11 protein-coding genes are annotated in these 15,928 nt (G+C 36.5%); 5 read left to right on the top strand and 6 right to left on the bottom strand.

The window, feature by feature from the left end:
• Nucleotides 1-7: 7 nt before the first annotated feature.
• The 5 genes from QNJ50_RS06965 to asnB form a co-directional block, all read right to left on the bottom strand.
• Nucleotides 8-1,096 (bottom strand): glycosyltransferase family 1 protein, encoded by a 1,089-nt coding sequence (locus QNJ50_RS06965; RefSeq protein WP_300633527.1) that lies wholly within the window; start codon nucleotides 1,094-1,096, stop codon nucleotides 8-10.
• 249 nt (nucleotides 1,097-1,345) lie between these two features.
• Complete coding sequence (locus tag QNJ50_RS06960; RefSeq protein ID WP_300633525.1) at nucleotides 1,346-2,332, bottom strand: GDP-mannose 4,6-dehydratase; 987 nt, start codon at nucleotides 2,330-2,332, stop codon at nucleotides 1,346-1,348.
• Between the two features lie 411 nt (nucleotides 2,333-2,743).
• Nucleotides 2,744-3,829, bottom strand: a complete 1,086-nt coding sequence (gene wecB / locus QNJ50_RS06955) for a UDP-N-acetylglucosamine 2-epimerase (non-hydrolyzing) (protein ID WP_300633523.1) — start codon at nucleotides 3,827-3,829, stop codon at nucleotides 2,744-2,746.
• Complete coding sequence (locus QNJ50_RS06950; protein ID WP_300633521.1) at nucleotides 3,826-4,947, bottom strand: glycosyltransferase family 4 protein; 1,122 nt, start codon at nucleotides 4,945-4,947, stop codon at nucleotides 3,826-3,828. The genes wecB and QNJ50_RS06950 overlap by 4 nt, the downstream gene beginning before the upstream one ends.
• Before the next feature lie 19 nt (nucleotides 4,948-4,966).
• On the bottom strand, nucleotides 4,967-6,901 hold the full coding sequence (asnB, locus tag QNJ50_RS06945; RefSeq protein WP_300633519.1) for an asparagine synthase (glutamine-hydrolyzing): 1,935 nt from the start codon (nucleotides 6,899-6,901) through the stop codon (nucleotides 4,967-4,969).
• A 39-nt stretch (nucleotides 6,902-6,940) separates the two neighbouring features.
• On the opposite strand from asnB, the gene QNJ50_RS06940 reads away from it, so the two are divergent.
• The 5 genes from QNJ50_RS06940 to QNJ50_RS06920 all read left to right on the top strand — a co-directional run bounded on the left by QNJ50_RS06940 (nucleotide 6,941) and on the right by QNJ50_RS06920 (nucleotide 14,545).
• Complete coding sequence (locus tag QNJ50_RS06940) at nucleotides 6,941-8,779, top strand: polysaccharide ABC transporter ATP-binding protein (RefSeq protein WP_300633517.1); 1,839 nt, start codon at nucleotides 6,941-6,943, stop codon at nucleotides 8,777-8,779.
• 32 nt (nucleotides 8,780-8,811) lie between these two features.
• Nucleotides 8,812-11,631: a glycosyltransferase gene (locus QNJ50_RS06935; RefSeq protein ID WP_300633515.1), complete on the top strand. Its 2,820-nt coding sequence runs from the start codon at nucleotides 8,812-8,814 to the stop codon at nucleotides 11,629-11,631.
• A gap of 621 nt (nucleotides 11,632-12,252) precedes the next feature.
• A complete protein-coding gene (locus QNJ50_RS06930) occupies nucleotides 12,253-12,819 on the top strand; it encodes a hypothetical protein (protein ID WP_300633513.1) in 567 nt (188 codons plus the stop codon).
• 18 nt (nucleotides 12,820-12,837) lie between these two features.
• A complete protein-coding gene (locus QNJ50_RS06925) occupies nucleotides 12,838-13,287 on the top strand; it encodes a hypothetical protein (protein WP_300633511.1) in 450 nt (149 codons plus the stop codon).
• 70 nt (nucleotides 13,288-13,357) lie between these two features.
• Complete coding sequence (locus QNJ50_RS06920; RefSeq protein WP_300633509.1) at nucleotides 13,358-14,545, top strand: glycosyltransferase; 1,188 nt, start codon at nucleotides 13,358-13,360, stop codon at nucleotides 14,543-14,545.
• Nucleotides 14,546-14,585: 40 nt separating this feature from the next.
• Here the strand turns inward: QNJ50_RS06920 and QNJ50_RS06915 are convergent, their stop codons facing one another.
• Nucleotides 14,586-15,629 (bottom strand): D-glucuronyl C5-epimerase family protein, encoded by a 1,044-nt coding sequence (locus QNJ50_RS06915; protein ID WP_300633507.1) that lies wholly within the window; start codon nucleotides 15,627-15,629, stop codon nucleotides 14,586-14,588.
• Nucleotides 15,630-15,928: the final 299 nt, after the last annotated feature.

Here is a 15,928-nt window from a genome sequence, read left to right as displayed (position 1 = left end):
TCCCCAATTAAATAAACCGAGATAAAATCTCTGCTGTTGCTTTTCCAGTTTTTTCCCAAGTAAACTTACTAGCTTGTTCTAAACCTTTTTGGGAGAGGTGAGAGCGTAACTGGCGATCGCTGGCTAAGGTTTCCATAGCTGCTGTAATTTCATTGTGGTTATAAGGATCGATTAAAATTGCTGCATCACCAGCAACCTCAGGTAATGAGGAGATATTAGATGTAATAACCGGAGTTCCACAAGCCATTGCTTCTAGTACTGGAAAGCCAAAACCTTCCCAAAGACTGGGAAATACCAAAGCAACAGCTTGACTAATCATATTTGGTAATTCTTTTGCACTCACATAGTCGAAAAACTTTACCTGTTCCCCAACTCCCAATTCTGTCGCTAGCTGTTGTAATTGGGGAGTATAGCGCTTATCTCTAGAACCAGCTATCCATAATTGATAATCTTTTTTATGAGCTAATCCTGCAAAAGCTTTAATTAAACGATGGACATTTTTGTGAGTTTTGTGTTGTCCAATATATATGAAATACTTTTTATTATGGTGTACATTGCCACTTTTGTGGCGTTGAAAGCAATTAGCATCGTAAGCTAAGGGAATAGGAGTAATTTTATTAGCTGATATTTTCAAAAAATCAGTAATATCTCTAGCAGTCGCCATCGAATTACAAATTACATGCTCAGCTTGTTTGAGTACTTCGGGAATATAGTAACGATGATAAGGTGTTAGGGGGGAAAAGCGTTTGGGGAAACGCAAGGGGATTACATCATGAACTGTGACTACATAGGGAAACCTATTGTAAAGTGGCGCTTCTGGAAGTGGGGAAAATAATAACTGTGGCTTGAGATTTTTACAGATTTTTGGTAGTTGAAATTGTGTCCACCACAAGCGAGACAAATGACCTTTTTTACCTTGAGCAGGAGTTAAGTTATTGGGAATAGAATAGCAATTAAAGTCGGGATAAGAATAATCTTTTGCCGTCAGTAGGGTAGGCTGTAAAGATTGTAAATAAGGAACTAGATTAGTCGCGTAATTACTAATACCTGTAGGTTGGGAAAATACAATAGATAAATTAATTAATATTTTACCCATACCTTTTACCTGTGTCGCTAATTATATAAATTAAATAACCAAACTTGCTAATTAATTTTCGCCAGCGCATAGCGCTGGCTGATTAGAGAGCTATTCATAATACAATCATCAGGAACAAAAATTGGAGGATAATATCCAAAAAAATAATTACTGTTTATGTTATCACCGATGACTTAACAAAAGCGATTGGTCATCCAAGCGAACTCCGCTCGCTTTAGCTGCAATTAGAGTCGCATCAATTGTAACTGTTCAGTATGGTACTGGTAATTTACACCTATTACTTAAGCTTTTCAGATCGTAGTCAACCATAAGTTTTACCATATCTTCAAAAGAATACTGTGGTTTCCAGTCAAGCTGAGTTTTGATTTTATCTATGCAACCAACTAGTTGTATACTTTCATCTGGACGGTAAAACTCTGGAGCGACAGAAACATAATTTTGCCAGTCTAAGCCAAGATACTCAAAAGCACACTGGACTAATTCTTTAACAGAATGGGTCTCGCCACTAGCAATAATATAGTCATCGGGTCGTTCTTGTTGTAACATTAGCCACATTGCATAAACGGCATCTTCCGCATAACACCAATCACGTCTGGCATCCAAGTTGCCCAATTTAAGTTCTGTTGCCAAACCAAGTTTTATCTGTGCAGCGGTGTGGGTGATTTTACGAAAAACAAATTCAGTGCCGCGGCGTACGGATTCATGTGTATAAGTTATGCCACAGCATGCGTAAAGATCATAATGCTCTCTATAATTAATGGTCATCCAATGGGCGTAAGCTTTAGCTACACCATAAGGATTGCGGGGACGAAAAGCCGTAAGTTCTGTTTGGGGAGAATTATCAGGTTGACCAAAAACTTCACTACTGGAAGCTTGATAAAATCTGGTGTCTGATTTACAACGGCGGATAGACTCAAGAAGGCGGGATACTCCAATTGCAGTATATTCAGCGGTTAAAGATGGTTGTTTCCAAGAAAGAGGAACATAGCTCTGGGAAGCGAGGTTATAAATTTCATTAGGCTGTATTTCAGAAATCGCATCCATCAGTGAAAATTGATCTAGCAAGTCACCAGATATAATTTTAATCTTGCCTGAAAGGTGATTGATTCGTTCTAAACTACTGGTACTGGTGCGACGAACTAGTCCAAAAACTTCATAACCTTTGGAGAGGAGAAGCTCGGCTAGATAGGAACCATCTTGTCCTGTTAATCCAGTAATTAGGGCTTTTTGAGTCATAAATTTATTTATTCTGGTAATTCGTTGGTATGTAAGGCAAGTTTAAGTGCTGCTAATAATTTTAATTAACTTAAAAGACCTTATTTTGCCAGACTACCAAGATAACCCCACTAAAGATTAGGCTCAAACTAGACTGTTTATTTTGATAGTTTTTTTATTTCACACAATTTCGTTGAAATAGTAGGAATTGGACAAAAAATAAGACGTAAAAACCCTCAAATACAGTCGTGGTAAAGAATGTACCCTTGAAGCTTAAAAAATCGCTCTTAGCATAGCACGGCGTTAGTTATAATCCAGATGTATAAAAGCAATAATCAGTCCGAGCTAAAAGTATTGACATATAAAGCTTTGAGGCTTTTCTTAAGCAGAAAAATGCTAATTATCGTTACATAAATTGTTGTCTAAATTTTCTCATAAGAGTTGTTTAACAATTTCTTCCCCTGCTAGTCCTCCTCCGTAAAGTCCAACAGTTTCTTCCTTGTTAGACTTGCTTATTAGACTGTTTAATATGATGTTAGTTACTGCCACTGTGGAAACTGGTGGTAATAATTGGTTCCAACCAGACTCAACTAATTCTACCCACTCTGTTTCTTCTCGTAGAGTAATACAAGGCACTCGGTGGAAAAATGCTTCTTTTTGAACGCCACCGGAGTCAGTCGCCACAAGCTTGGCATTTTTCTCTAACATTACCATGTCTAAGTATCCGACCGGTTCTATTAGTCTGAGTGATCGCGTAACATCGTTTAGTAGACCTTCTCGCGACAAAGCACTACGGGTGCGAGGATGCAATGGTAAAACCACTGGTATTTTCTCTGCAACTGCTACCAATCCACCAAAGATTGCTTGCAGTCGAGATGAATAGTCAGTATTCTCTGCTCTGTGAATTGTTGCTAATATATAGCTCTGGGGTGTTAACTTCTGACGGTCCAAAATAGAGCTATTCTGAGCAGCCTTAGCTCCGTAGTAAAGAGCAGCATCATACATCACGTCCCCCACCAAGTGAACTTTCTCCTCGCTGATGCCCTCAGCATGCAAATTTTTCACAGCAGCATTGGTGGGAGCAAATAACAGGTCAGAACTATGGTCTGTCAATACTCGGTTGATTTCCTCAGGCATCCGTCGATTAAAGGAACGCAAACCAGCTTCTACATGAGCCACAGGGATATGGAGCTTAACTGCTGCGATCGCTCCAGCTAAAGTAGAATTAGTATCTCCGTATACTATTACCCAGTCAGGTTTTTCTTGTAATATTACCTGTTCGATTGCTTCGAGCATTTTTCCTGTTTGGGCTCCATGGGTGTAAGAACCTATACCCAGATGGTAGTCTGGCGGTTGGATATCCAACTCCTGGAAAAAGACATCGGACATATTACCATCGTAGTGCTGACCTGTATGAACTAATACCTCTTGAACATTAGGAGTGGATTGTAATTTTCGAGAAACAACCGCTGCTTTAATAAATTGAGGTCGAGCGCCAACAATAGTAATAATTTTCATCTTTGTTTTTGCAGTTGTTTGTACAAATTTAGTAATTTCTCTGACTCAGTTTCCCAGTTATACTGTGATGTCACAGCCTCATACCCTCGTTTCCCCATAGCTTCAGCTTCTTCTGGATGTTCTAAAAGATACTGAATCGCTTGAGCAATTTCCTTTGGCTTTAAAGGATTGACCAATAGACCGCAATCAATCTGCTGGACAATTTCTCGCCAAAGAGGGAAATTAGATGCGATGACTGGCAAACCCGCAGCCATATATTCAAACAATTTATTTGGCAAGGCTTCTAAATGGTCTCGCTCTGGATGAAAAATTACCAGACCCAACCTAGCTTTTGCCAAGTATTGAACCACATCACTACGGGATTGCCAACCAAAAAATTTTACTTGTTCCCACCCAAGGAGTTGCTCAACCTCGGTTTGAAGCTCAGGAGATGAAAATTCCCCAATTAGCATCAGCTTTGTTCTCAAGCTTGGTGCTAGCAGTTCCATTGCACATACCATTTCTCGAATGGCACGGATTTTAGTAATACCACCTACATAGGCAATATTGTTCGGTCTTTCACAGTAAGAAATGTTATGGTTGAAGTCTTGGAATTCCTCTGTCAACGGGAAGTTATAAACTACAAAAGTTTTTGTTGGTGGAAATTTCTGCCCAATTGCCGGAGTAACGCAAATAAAAGCATCCAACATGACCTTGGCTAGACTTTCGAGGAAAGTCCAAATTCCAAATTTGAGCCAGCCTACCACAGGGTAACGCTTGTGTAACGAAATTGCTTCCCAAGCTGTGTTTTCGTGAACATCATAAATGACTTTAGCACCAAGACGCTTCAAAAGAATTCCGACTGGAATTAGTTCAGGATCGTGAAAGTGATAAATATCAGCATTTAAAGACACAGCTAGTTGGTAAGCACTATTGAGGCGTCGCCAGGTTCGCTGAAGACGTGGAATAGTAGTAACTTTATCAATAGCATGAAAAAAAACTCCTTCTAACTCGGTATGGGATGGATTTGGAATTAATAAGTGAACTTCATACCCGTTTTTGGCGAGACTTCTGCACTCTTTGTAAAAAATACGTATATCCAACGCTCGATGAATCGTGGAGATATGTACTATTCGCATAAACTATAAATATTATTGATTACTCAAATACAACATTGAAGTTTTCTGCCCACTGAATTAAATTCATCCAGCGCCACAGGTAAAAGTCAAATGAAGCACGCCCCTCTAAAATGGCATAACATTGTGCCTTTATTTGTTTCAAGTTTAATGCGGGTATCTCAGAAGCAACATCACTTTGTAGCACTTGTTCTACCCAAGGACGTAGAGTCGTCAGCCACTGCTGTTCTGGAGTAGCAAAGCCAATTTTGTCTTTGCGATCTAAGATTGGGTCTGGGACAATGCCTCGCATGGCTTGGCGAAATATTGCTTTGGAAGTTCCGTCATTGGCGATAATAAATTCCTCTGGCAAGGAAAAAACAAAGTTGACCAATGCTGGTGTGAGGAAGGGAACCCTACTTTCAATTGAGTGTGCCATAGAGTTACGGTCTTCGTAACGCAGGAGCATCGGTAAGCTGTTTTCTACGCAAGCGTAATAGAGCTGTTCGCGTAATAATTCTTCGCTGGAGTGAGGGTGAGATAAAGGATGTAGAGCTACTCCATTTAGGGTGAACCAGTTAGCATTTAGCCAGGAAGGCGAAATATCTTTTTTAATCAACTGCCTGAGGGGTGCTTGCAGGCTTGGTGGTAACAGGAATCTGGCAGTTCGCATGAGCAGACTCTTTTGACTGCTCCCTGGTAGTCTTGATGCTTTTTGCAGGAGTTGGCTAGCATTTTTCCATTTTCCTTGACGTACTAGGGAAGCCAATCGTACTCCAATATAAGGTCGGTAACCACCCAAAATTTCATCTGCTCCTTGTCCATCAAGCATAACCTTAATTCCAGCAGCTTTTGCCATCTCGAAGACTCGATATTGAGCATACATGCTTGTACTACTAAAGGGTTCATCTTGCAAGTCAATCAGTCGATTTAAGTCCGCTACCAGTTCTCCAGGTAGGGGTTGCACTTTATGTTTAATTGCTGCCGCCTGTTGTGCTACGATATCCACCCATTTTTCTTCACTGAGTCCTGAATCTTCTGCAATATAGCTGAATGTGTGAAGTTCGAGGTTTTCACCTTGGAGGTGGCGCATTGCCATCACAATAGCAGAAGAATCTATACCCCCTGACAGAGCTGCTCCAACGGGAACATCACTGCGTAAATGCAATCTAATATTTTGTAGAAACAACTGTCGCAATTCGCTAGCGGCTTCTGAAAATGAAAGCTCTGTGCGATCGCTAAATTCGATTTGCCAGTAGCGCTCTATTTGTGGGTGTTCGAGTGTATCGAGAGATACTTTTAAAAAATGAGCTGGAGGTAATTGTCGGATATCAGCAAATAAAGTTTCTCCCCCATAGTCAGTCAGTCCGGAATGCAGGTAATCATAAAGTCTTCGGGGATTTACCTGACGACTAACACCAGGTAGTTGTAGCAATGCTTTTATTTCCGATGCGAAGGCCAGTCCACCTTCCCAATAAGTATAGTAAAGGGGCTTGATGCCAAAAAAATCACGAGCCAGAAATATTTTCTGCTCCCAGGTATCAAGAATGGCGAAAGCAAACATACCTACCAAATAGCTTAAAGTTTTAGAACCCCATTCACTATAAGCAGCTAGTAACACCTCTGTATCTGAGTGGGAACTAAATTGATGTCCGAGTGCTTTTAGCTGAGTTTGGAGTTCAAGGTAATTGTAGATTTCCCCATTGAAAACTATATGATATCGTCCATCATCCGTTCTCATCGGTTGTCTACCTGCTATACTGAGGTCGATAATAGACAGACGGCGATGAATCAGAGTAATTTGTTTGCCTTGAATCGTTTTAGGATATTGTAGTATTTCCACTGGTAAAGCATCAGACCAACTCAAAAACCCTAAATCATCAGGACCGCGATTTTTGAGAGTATCGCTAACATTCTGTAGAACCAGTGAATTGATTTCTAAAGGATTAAATCCTATTATTCCTGCAAATCCGCACATGCTATCTTCTACTTTGAACTGGAGTATTAGTGTTTGAATATGACAGAACCGGCGATTACAATCAATGATTTGGGTAAAATGTACAGGCTTTATCGCCGTCCAGCAGACAAAGTTTTAGACGCCTTTGGAATAAATCATTACTTGTTCTGGCGTAAAAAATATTATCAAGAATTTTGGGCATTGCGAGGACTCAACCTAAAAGTTAAAAAGGGAGAGCGTTTGGGGATAATTGGGCGTAATGGTGCTGGTAAAAGTACACTTTTGAAAATAATCACAGGAAACGTTCTACCTACCGAAGGGAGCGTAAAAGTTAACGGTAGAGTACAAGCTTTGATGGAATTAGGTACGGGATTTCATCCAGAATTTACAGGTAGACAAAATATTCAAGCGTCTCTTGCTTATCAAGGGTTATCTCCTCGAGAAATTGAAGAAAAAGAAGAAGAAATTATTGATTTTTCTGAACTTGATGAATTTATTGAACAACCAATCAAAACTTATTCGGCGGGGATGTATGCTAGGTTAGCTTTTACCGTAGCGACTGTTGTTGAACCAGAAATTTTGATTATTGATGAAGTTCTCGGAGCAGGGGATGCTTATTTTGCTGGTAAATGTGTGGAGCGGATGAAAAAGCTAACAGAAGAATCCGGTGCAACGGTTTTATTTGTTAGCCACGATCTAGGTTCAGTTCAGGCTTTATGTAACCGGGTAATTTGGTTTCATAGAGGTGTTTTAAAAGCGGATGGGGAACCCTTGAATGTAATCAAGCAGTATGGAGCAGCAGTCAGACAAGAAGAAGAAATTAGACTTAAAGCTAGAGACCTTAAACTATCAAAAAAACAAGCGATTAAGATTGATAGTAAACAAGATTTATATCAAACATTTTTATTTAGATTAGTTGGTATAGATGGAGGACATCCAATAGGTGTACATAAAATCCGTTCTCTAGTTCTATATTATGGAGACGATAAAGTTGGAGAAATTAATGTCGGCGCTCCAATGGATAATGATTATAACCAAAATCATTACATTATAAATGAGCCTGGGTATATGGATTGGGGAGAACCAAGTAAAGATAATTTTGGTTATCAACGTGATTATAGTAACTGTCAAGGTAAATATGCTCATGCGCCCTTCCAGTTTTCTATACCCAAATCTTATTTAGTCGATCCAGCGTCTTTAAAATTAGAGATAAGAGCTGATTGTGAAGAAAATTGTGTAGCTACTGAAGTTTTTATCGAACAGGAAAACAAATATTATCGTTTAGGTATATTAAATTCGGAACAAAAAATAAACTCTTTTTTATTTGATTCTTCACTAATTATTGAAAAAGAATATCAAATAGAACAACCAAAATCATTCGCTAATTTTAATTCGCATGAGCAAAAAAATCAGCAAGATAACCAACTACAAGAAATAGATGAATATGGTTCACAAAAAGAGATAATAATTACCAAAATTGAAATATTAAATTCTTTGAAAGAAAGTACCAAAATTATTAAATGCTTAGAACCATTTCAAGTAGTTGTAGAATACTTTGCTCAAATTAATATACATAACCCCGCTTTTGTCTTTTGTATTTATTTACCTTCTGGTATAACAGCTTCCCAGTGGTTAGTGTCTGCTAAAGAACTAGGGACAGAAGTTGTTAAAGGTAAAGGAAAAATAATTTTTCAAGGAAACAGCTTAATGTTAGGTAAAGGCTCTTATGTTGCCAGTACTGCAATTTTTAAATGGTATCCTCGTCATGGTGTTGAGCCAGAAGCTTATCACGTGCTTGACCGTTGTACCCATTTTCAGGTTATAAACTCTAATGAAACGGAATCCATAGACTACGGAATCTGTCGTCAGCCAATCGAAGCCAAGCTTGAGACTGAGTAAATATAAAATTTTTATGCAATGAATTTCTGTTTATGTTTGAACTAAAGTACTATAATCAAGCAAATCTTTGGAATAAAGAACCAGAAGCGTACCAGATTCAAGTATTAGCAGATATATTGAGTCTTATACCAGAAAATATAGCTAGTATTTTAGATGTAGGCTGTGGTGATGGCTTTGTAACTAATGCTTTGCCTAACGAGATGCGTGTTGTAGGTTTAGATTCTAGCGAAGAAGCATTAAAAAGTGTGATAAAAGAGCATAGTATAGGTTCTATCACCGATATTCCATTTACCCAAAAATCTTTTGATTTGGTAATGGCTAATGATGTTATAGAACATCTTCCTGAAGAAGTATATTTAAAAGGTGTTTATGAACTGTTTAGAGTAGCTGAAAAGTTTGTTTTAATTACAGTTCCTCATGCCGAACAAATAGAAAAATCTTTTGCAAAATGTGCTGATTGTGGATATGTGTATCACATCAATCATCATCAACGTTCCTTTCGGGAAGGTGATTTAATTGATTTATGTCCTCAAGAATGGGAAGTTATTGAAGTTAGATATTCAGGAGATATTACCAGACCACCATTAGACCCTACTTTGCAACTACAGCACGAGATCCAGATATATTCAGAATCAGAAAATTGTGTTTGTCCTAATTGTGGCAGTATCACAGTAACCAATCATTCTTCTCCTGTTAGTCAGAAGATATTAGGCAAGCTCAAGAGTGAACGCTTCTTTAAAAATACATCACTACTTAATCGACATATTAATAGGTCAGAAATTATTGTTTTATACAAGCGTAAAGACGTAGCATTAAATTCTACACAACATTCTAAAAATGTGGCAAAAGAAGAATATCTTTCTCCTCTATTTTTAGATTTAAATAATTCTTGGCAGCAAGTTAAGACTGGTTTTGTTGAAGGATGTTTTTGGTCAAAACATATCATAAACCAAAACACCGATGAAACAGACACAGAAGTACAGTCAAAGCAAAGTTCTATTCAAGTTTACTTTCCTACGATCCCTAATGCTGGGGATAAAATCTTAGTTCAACTTACTTCACATCTGTCTGATTCTAGCTCTAGTATCAAAGTACTAGCTCACGATGATTTAAGAGATAAAATTATATTATTGGCGGATATTCACTCTATCAGTAGTGACAATATAGAAATAATTATTGATAAACCTTGGAACGTCAATATTTTTGGTGCAGCAGTTAGCCTCATATATAGTCGAAACATTCAGATTAAATCACTGCAGTACATATCGTTAACGGATAATCTGCTTCCATTTGTACATCTAGAAGTAGGACATAACATTTTCCGCAATCATCAATTGCCTTATCAACGTTCTTGGGGATTATTTACTAAAGATTCTGGTTACTATCCTAAACCTGAATGGTTATGGGCTGATAACTTAACGCCATTTTATGACTTGAATTTTATGCCTGTATCTATTTTGGATTATCAACAGGTACAAGAAGAACTTCTGCATGCAAAAGAAGAACTTCTGCATGCAAAAGAAGAACTTATGAAAAATTTATCAAGTCTTTTAGAATCTACAGAGTTGAACAGAACTAAAGCAGAAAATGCCTATACTCAAGCCTCAAAACATGAACTTTTTTTCTTTCAAAGCAGAAAAAGGAGTGTTAACCGAGTATTGGTGCTTTCTCATATGTTCCCTTGTCAAAATCAAGCTAACTTGGGGTGTTTTGTCGCTGAACAAGTAAAGGCTCTGCGAGAATTTGAAGGCTTGGATGTTCGGGTAGTGTCTTGTCAGCCATTCTGGATTAACACCAAAAATCCTTTGCGCTTTGCTAGCGCAATACAAAAATACCAAGCAGCTGTAGATGCAAGTAATTGGTTTTTGCATGAAGGAATTCCAACCTTATTTATTCCTTATATCGTCGGTCAGCCTTTCGTTCCCTTCCATCTGCACGGATTTTCCTATAGAAATGCAATAGCTAAAGTTGCGAAACGTATCCGACGTGATTTTAACTTTGATTTAGTTCATGCTCACACAGGTTATCTAGATGGCTTTGCAGGATTATATTTATCGAGTAAATATCAATTACCTCTGGTAATTACAGAACATACAGGTCCATTTAGATTTTTAACAAATAAGCCGATAGTATGTCAAATTACTGTTAAATCTCTTGCATCTGCTGATCAAGTGATTTGTGTTAGTCCTACTCTTGCTAGTCAAGTAAAAAGTTCTATACCTACAAGTACTCATCACAAATTATTATGTCTTCCTAATGGTGTTGACATAAATATGTTTCATTCTCAAGAAAGCAATGATGATGCTGTTAATCGTAATCATATTAAGTTATTAAGTGTTATTTCTTTAGATAGTAATAAAAATCCATTCTGTTTATTAGAGGCATTTAAATTTTTACGCAAAGATAGAATTAATGCAGAGTTAAAAATTGTCGGAGGGGGAGAATTAAAGAAAAAAATAGAGGATTGGATTACAAACAATGGATTTACAAAAGAAATTCAACTTCTCAATTGGCAACCGCGTCAAGAAGTAGCGAGACTGATGCAAGAAGAATGCGATATTTTAGTATTACCTAGCCGTTCAGAAACTTTTGGTGTAGTAGTAGTAGAGGCACTTGCTAGCGGTAAACCTGTTGTAAGTACACGCTGTGGTGGGCCAGAAAGCATAATCACTCAAGCATATCTCGGTGAGCTTTGTGAAAACGAAAATCCCCTCGCTTTAGCAATGGCAATAGAAAAAGTTGGCAATAATCTTGAAAAATACCCAGCCCATGATATTCGACAGTTTGCAGTAGAAAATTATAGTTTTGAACGTTTAGCAATGCAACTGAGTCAGCTGTACCAAAATCTATAAATAATTTTTTATATTTCAATTACCTTCACCAATTTACGAGGATGAGTTGATGTACGAGCCCTTATTTTTCCGAGATTCGGCAAAACAATAAACCCTAAAAATTCCTTCAAGTTTTTTCACAAGGTTATTTTTAACGTATTGCCTACAGTATAAAGGTTTTGAGGGTCGAGAGTATCTTTAAGCTAAACCCTGATAATATTGGGTAATTTCGCCAGTTTTGCCAAGATTTTTGTAGGCTCTTATTTTGGCAAAGGTATTGATATTTTTCATATATTTTTTGGTATTAAGTAGGTTAGGTAGGCGGAAAAATTTGTACCTGTGTCATTGCGAACTGAGCAAAGCAAAGTTAATCAATCACAAGGGTTTTGATATTTTTACATTCTGTAACATAGTTAATTTTATTTGTGCCTACTTACTTATCTTTTTTTTGATTTTATACTTTGACATAATTTTTAGATTTAAGGTCGGATTTATAGTAAGTTACTCATTTATACTAATCTCCTTTCTGCATGACGTATCTGCCTTGGGCTAAAATGTCTTTGTTTTTAATTTTATCTTGACTAAATGATATTGGCACTAAACAATAAATTTAATTTTAAAAATTGTATATTATGAGTAACTATGAAAACCAATAAAAAGCGATTTATTTTACAAGTTTCGGTAGCAATAATATCTCTAGCAATTTTCGGGAGTATTTTCTCATTAATTTTTGGGAATATTTTTTCATATAAAAAATCACAAAAGCCTAGAACAGCAGAATTATTAGTAAATCCTACTTCTAATCCTATTTTAGGTTTGATTCCAGATAGCGAAGAATCTAGACATGTGGAATATCCTTCTGTCATAAAAGTAGATGAAGAATATTTAATGTACTACTCTGCTTATGGGGATGATCAGAAGTGGCGGATTTTTCTTGCAACTAGTGATGATGGCTCAAATTTTGAAAGACATGGATGGGTATTTGATGTCAAAAATTTGCCTAAAAATTGTCAAGGTAATCAGGCATTTCCTTTCGTAGTACAAGATCAAACAAAAAGTAATTCGTTTTTAATGTACTTCAGTTGTGCTTTTAAGCGAGCGAAACCCTACGATAACATTCTATGGGCTTCTTCTCCAGATGGTAAAACTTGGAAATATGGTGGTGTCGCGATAGAAGGAGCAGGACTTGATCCATTAGTTATGCTGTAACCAGATAAGACATATGCAATGTTTTACACCATTGTTCAAAATGGAAAAACTATTATTCAAAAAACTACTTCTCGTAATGGAAAAGATTGGTCAGCTTCTTCAACAATTGTCTCAAAACCGCCTGGTAGGGGTTTTTACACTCTCTCAGGCTTGAATATAGATAAACATATTTGTTTGCTAGTGGAAAGTACTACTCATTCTAGAAGACACCAGACTTTATTATATTGCGACCAAGGAGATGGAACATTTGTTCCTAGCAAAAATAATCCAGTGATGGTGGATAGGGATTGGGAGAAAAAATGGAATACTATTCGTTATGGATTTCATCTTCTACCAGACAAAGGTAAATATATTGTTTATCACAATGTACTTCCCCATCTAGGGGCAGAATCAGGGGGACAGATAGTACGTTCAGAACTCAATATGAACTTATTGGAAAATTCTGCCCTGAACTTATTGGATAATTAAAAAAAATCAAAACAAAAGTAAATTATCATAATTATCAATGAATATTATTATGCTTACGCCCGATTGCTATATGATAGACAGGCGTATAATCTTAGAAGCTAAAACATTAGTAAAAGCAGGTCATAAAGTTACTTTATTGGCAGGCTTTGAAACTCCTTTTGAGGAGCATTTTGAACAAGATGGAATTGAGATTCATCGCTATTCCTATGATTGGGATGATGAGAGATTAAAAAAAATCAGAGCCAAACTTCCTGCTAATGATCGTCTGCGGATGCTAGTTAATAAAACTTACATGTTTTTAGCAAGAAAATTTTTTGAAATATCTCCTTTCGATAAATTCATCATCTCTAAGGTTTTGGAATTTGAGGCTGATGTTTATCACGTTCATGATTTACCTTGTCTTAAAGCTGGCTTTTATGCATCTAAAGCACGGAAAGTACCACTGATTTATGATGCTCATGAACTGTATTATGCTCAAAATATTTTACCCATTAAATTACAAAAACTATATTTTTCATTAGAGAAAAAGTACATTAAGCATCCTGATGTAGTAATTACTGTCAATTCTTTTATTGCTCGCTTGATGGCTGAACGATATAAAATAGCATCGCCACAAGTAATTATGAATTGTACTGAATTACCTGAAGATTTTGCTCCTGAAAGTGCTAACCAAAAACTCAGACATAAAGGAAATATTCCAGCTAATTACGAAAAAATAGTCCTTTATCAAGGATGGATATCTCCCGAGCGTAATATTGAAACTTTAGTGAAGGGAGTTAAATGGTTTCCTGAAAATACTTGTTTGGCTATCATTGGTTACGGTGAATATGAAAAAAATCTCCGAGAGATAGCCATTACAGAAGGAGTAGCAGAAAGGGTTTTCTTTTTAGGACAAGTCCCGAGTAATGAAATGCTGAACTACTCTGCTGGTGCAGATCTAGGTGTAATACCTTATAAAGCTATTGATGATAACCATCTTTATTGTTCACCAAATAAACTTTTTGAATATATATTAGCTGGAGTTCCCGTTATTGCAGATGATTTGCCTTTCTTTCGTATGATTAAAGACAAGTATGGTGCAATTGAAGTTGCTGATATGAGTTCTCCAAATACTTTTGCTAAGGTCGTATATCAACTAATTTGTAGTTTTTCAAAGTTAGAGAAGTTAAAAAAAATGTGTCATGACGCTAGTCAGGAATTAAACTGGGAAAAAGAAAGTGAAAAGCTATTAGCCATATATGCTGATATCCCCAAATAAGTATAAATTTTTATTTAAATCATATAATAAACTTGCCCTTTTAATTAGGATTATTACTTGCCCTGGCAAAGTCCTTCTTGAAAGATTCACTCATTTTTAAAAAGTAGGGCTGCCCAGTAATATCGAATAAATATTTCTGCTGTAAAATAGTGCGTTGAGGCCCGTAGTCAGATTTCTTAAACCGCAAATCATATAAGTTAATATGACCCGGTTTTCGATATTGGTTAACATAGCGATGAACAGTAGTTATTGCTCCCTGAAGAAATGTCAGAACATCCTTGTTGTCAGGTCGCATTCTATAATAATCGTATACACCAAGAATTCCATGAATATGCCCATTTAAAACTTTCGGCTGTGGTTCGCTATTTAGAGGATATTCTTCAATCCAAATATATCCTGACTCATCAATTTCAGTTACCCAAAATTTATTATTTTGCTTATTCCGATATTGAGTGAAGGTAGCAAAAATTTCATCTGCTATTTTCAGACATCTTTCATCTCCAAAACGCTGATATAGATGGTATAAGCCAGAAAGAGTAACACCTTGAGCGAATCCACTTACCCACGGTTTTAATAAAACACTATCAGTATCACTAATTGGAAAATCGAATTTATAGATAATATATCTTGCCTGAGATTGTAAAACTGTAAACTCTAGGAGTCTATCAATAAGTTTATCCTTAAGTTTGACTAAAGCATCATACTCTGCTTGATTTGATGTTTGGACATTTGCTAAAGCCATAGCATTAACTTTAAATGTCCAGGGTGAGAATAATTGTTTGTATTTTTTTATGTAATTGTCTGGCAAATTGTAGGGTAGGATTGACTCCAAAGAATCATTCAAATTATGTACAGGAATTTTCCAGTTCCTAGGAACTCCTCCTGTTTCGTTAAAAGCATTCAGATCAATTCTGTACCTTTTCAGCTTAAATTTGAATGTATTATAAGTAGCCCATTCTAATTTATCTAAGCTAGGAATAGTACTTAAGCTATCAATATATTCTAAATGCTTAGAAAGCTTTTCTAACTTTTGTTCAAACAATAATTGCTTTTGGCAAATAAATAATTGTACGTTTAGTATCACAAAAATAAATAGTGTAAAAACTATAATTTTATTTTTTTTTATATGGTTCTTGGACATAATTTATCTATATTAGGACTTATGCAACTGGTACAAAGTAGTATTGGCAATCATCTAGTTTAGTAAATTTCATATACTTGTTTATATAAAAAAAGGGTGCAGTTCTTTTAGGACTTGCGCAGAAATAACCTACCTGTTTTGGAAAAAATATAGCGGTTTTCATTTGAATCAAATACATTTTCTAATTCCCAAATGTAGAGACGTAAAATTTTACGTCTCTACGAGGTGTACTACACTCAACC

Source organism: Mastigocoleus sp. MO_188.B34 (genome assembly GCF_030065675.1).
GTDB lineage: Bacteria > Cyanobacteriota > Cyanobacteriia > Cyanobacteriales > Nostocaceae > Mastigocoleus.
Note: the sequence above shows the minus strand (reverse complement) of the source record. Positions and strands in the feature narration are given on the sequence as shown.

Bases quoted from the DNA above. Each gene is read 5' to 3' on its own strand.
- asnB (WP_300633519.1), bottom strand. From the start codon at position 6,901: ATGTGCGGATTTGCAGGAATAATAGGATTTAATCCTTTAGAAATCAAT.
- QNJ50_RS06960 (WP_300633525.1), bottom strand. From the start codon at position 2,332: ATGACTCAAAAAGCCCTAATTACTGGATTAACAGGACAAGATGGTTCC.
- QNJ50_RS06940 (WP_300633517.1), top strand. From the start codon at position 6,941: ATGACAGAACCGGCGATTACAATCAATGATTTGGGTAAAATGTACAGG.
- QNJ50_RS06965 (WP_300633527.1), bottom strand. From the start codon at position 1,096: ATGGGTAAAATATTAATTAATTTATCTATTGTATTTTCCCAACCTACA.
- QNJ50_RS06935 (WP_300633515.1), top strand. From the start codon at position 8,812: ATGTTTGAACTAAAGTACTATAATCAAGCAAATCTTTGGAATAAAGAA.
- QNJ50_RS06925 (WP_300633511.1), top strand. From the start codon at position 12,838: ATGTTTTACACCATTGTTCAAAATGGAAAAACTATTATTCAAAAAACT.
- QNJ50_RS06920 (WP_300633509.1), top strand. From the start codon at position 13,358: ATGATAGACAGGCGTATAATCTTAGAAGCTAAAACATTAGTAAAAGCA.
- QNJ50_RS06950 (WP_300633521.1), bottom strand. From the start codon at position 4,947: ATGCGAATAGTACATATCTCCACGATTCATCGAGCGTTGGATATACGT.
- wecB (WP_300633523.1), bottom strand. From the start codon at position 3,829: ATGAAAATTATTACTATTGTTGGCGCTCGACCTCAATTTATTAAAGCA.
- QNJ50_RS06930 (WP_300633513.1), top strand. From the start codon at position 12,253: ATGAAAACCAATAAAAAGCGATTTATTTTACAAGTTTCGGTAGCAATA.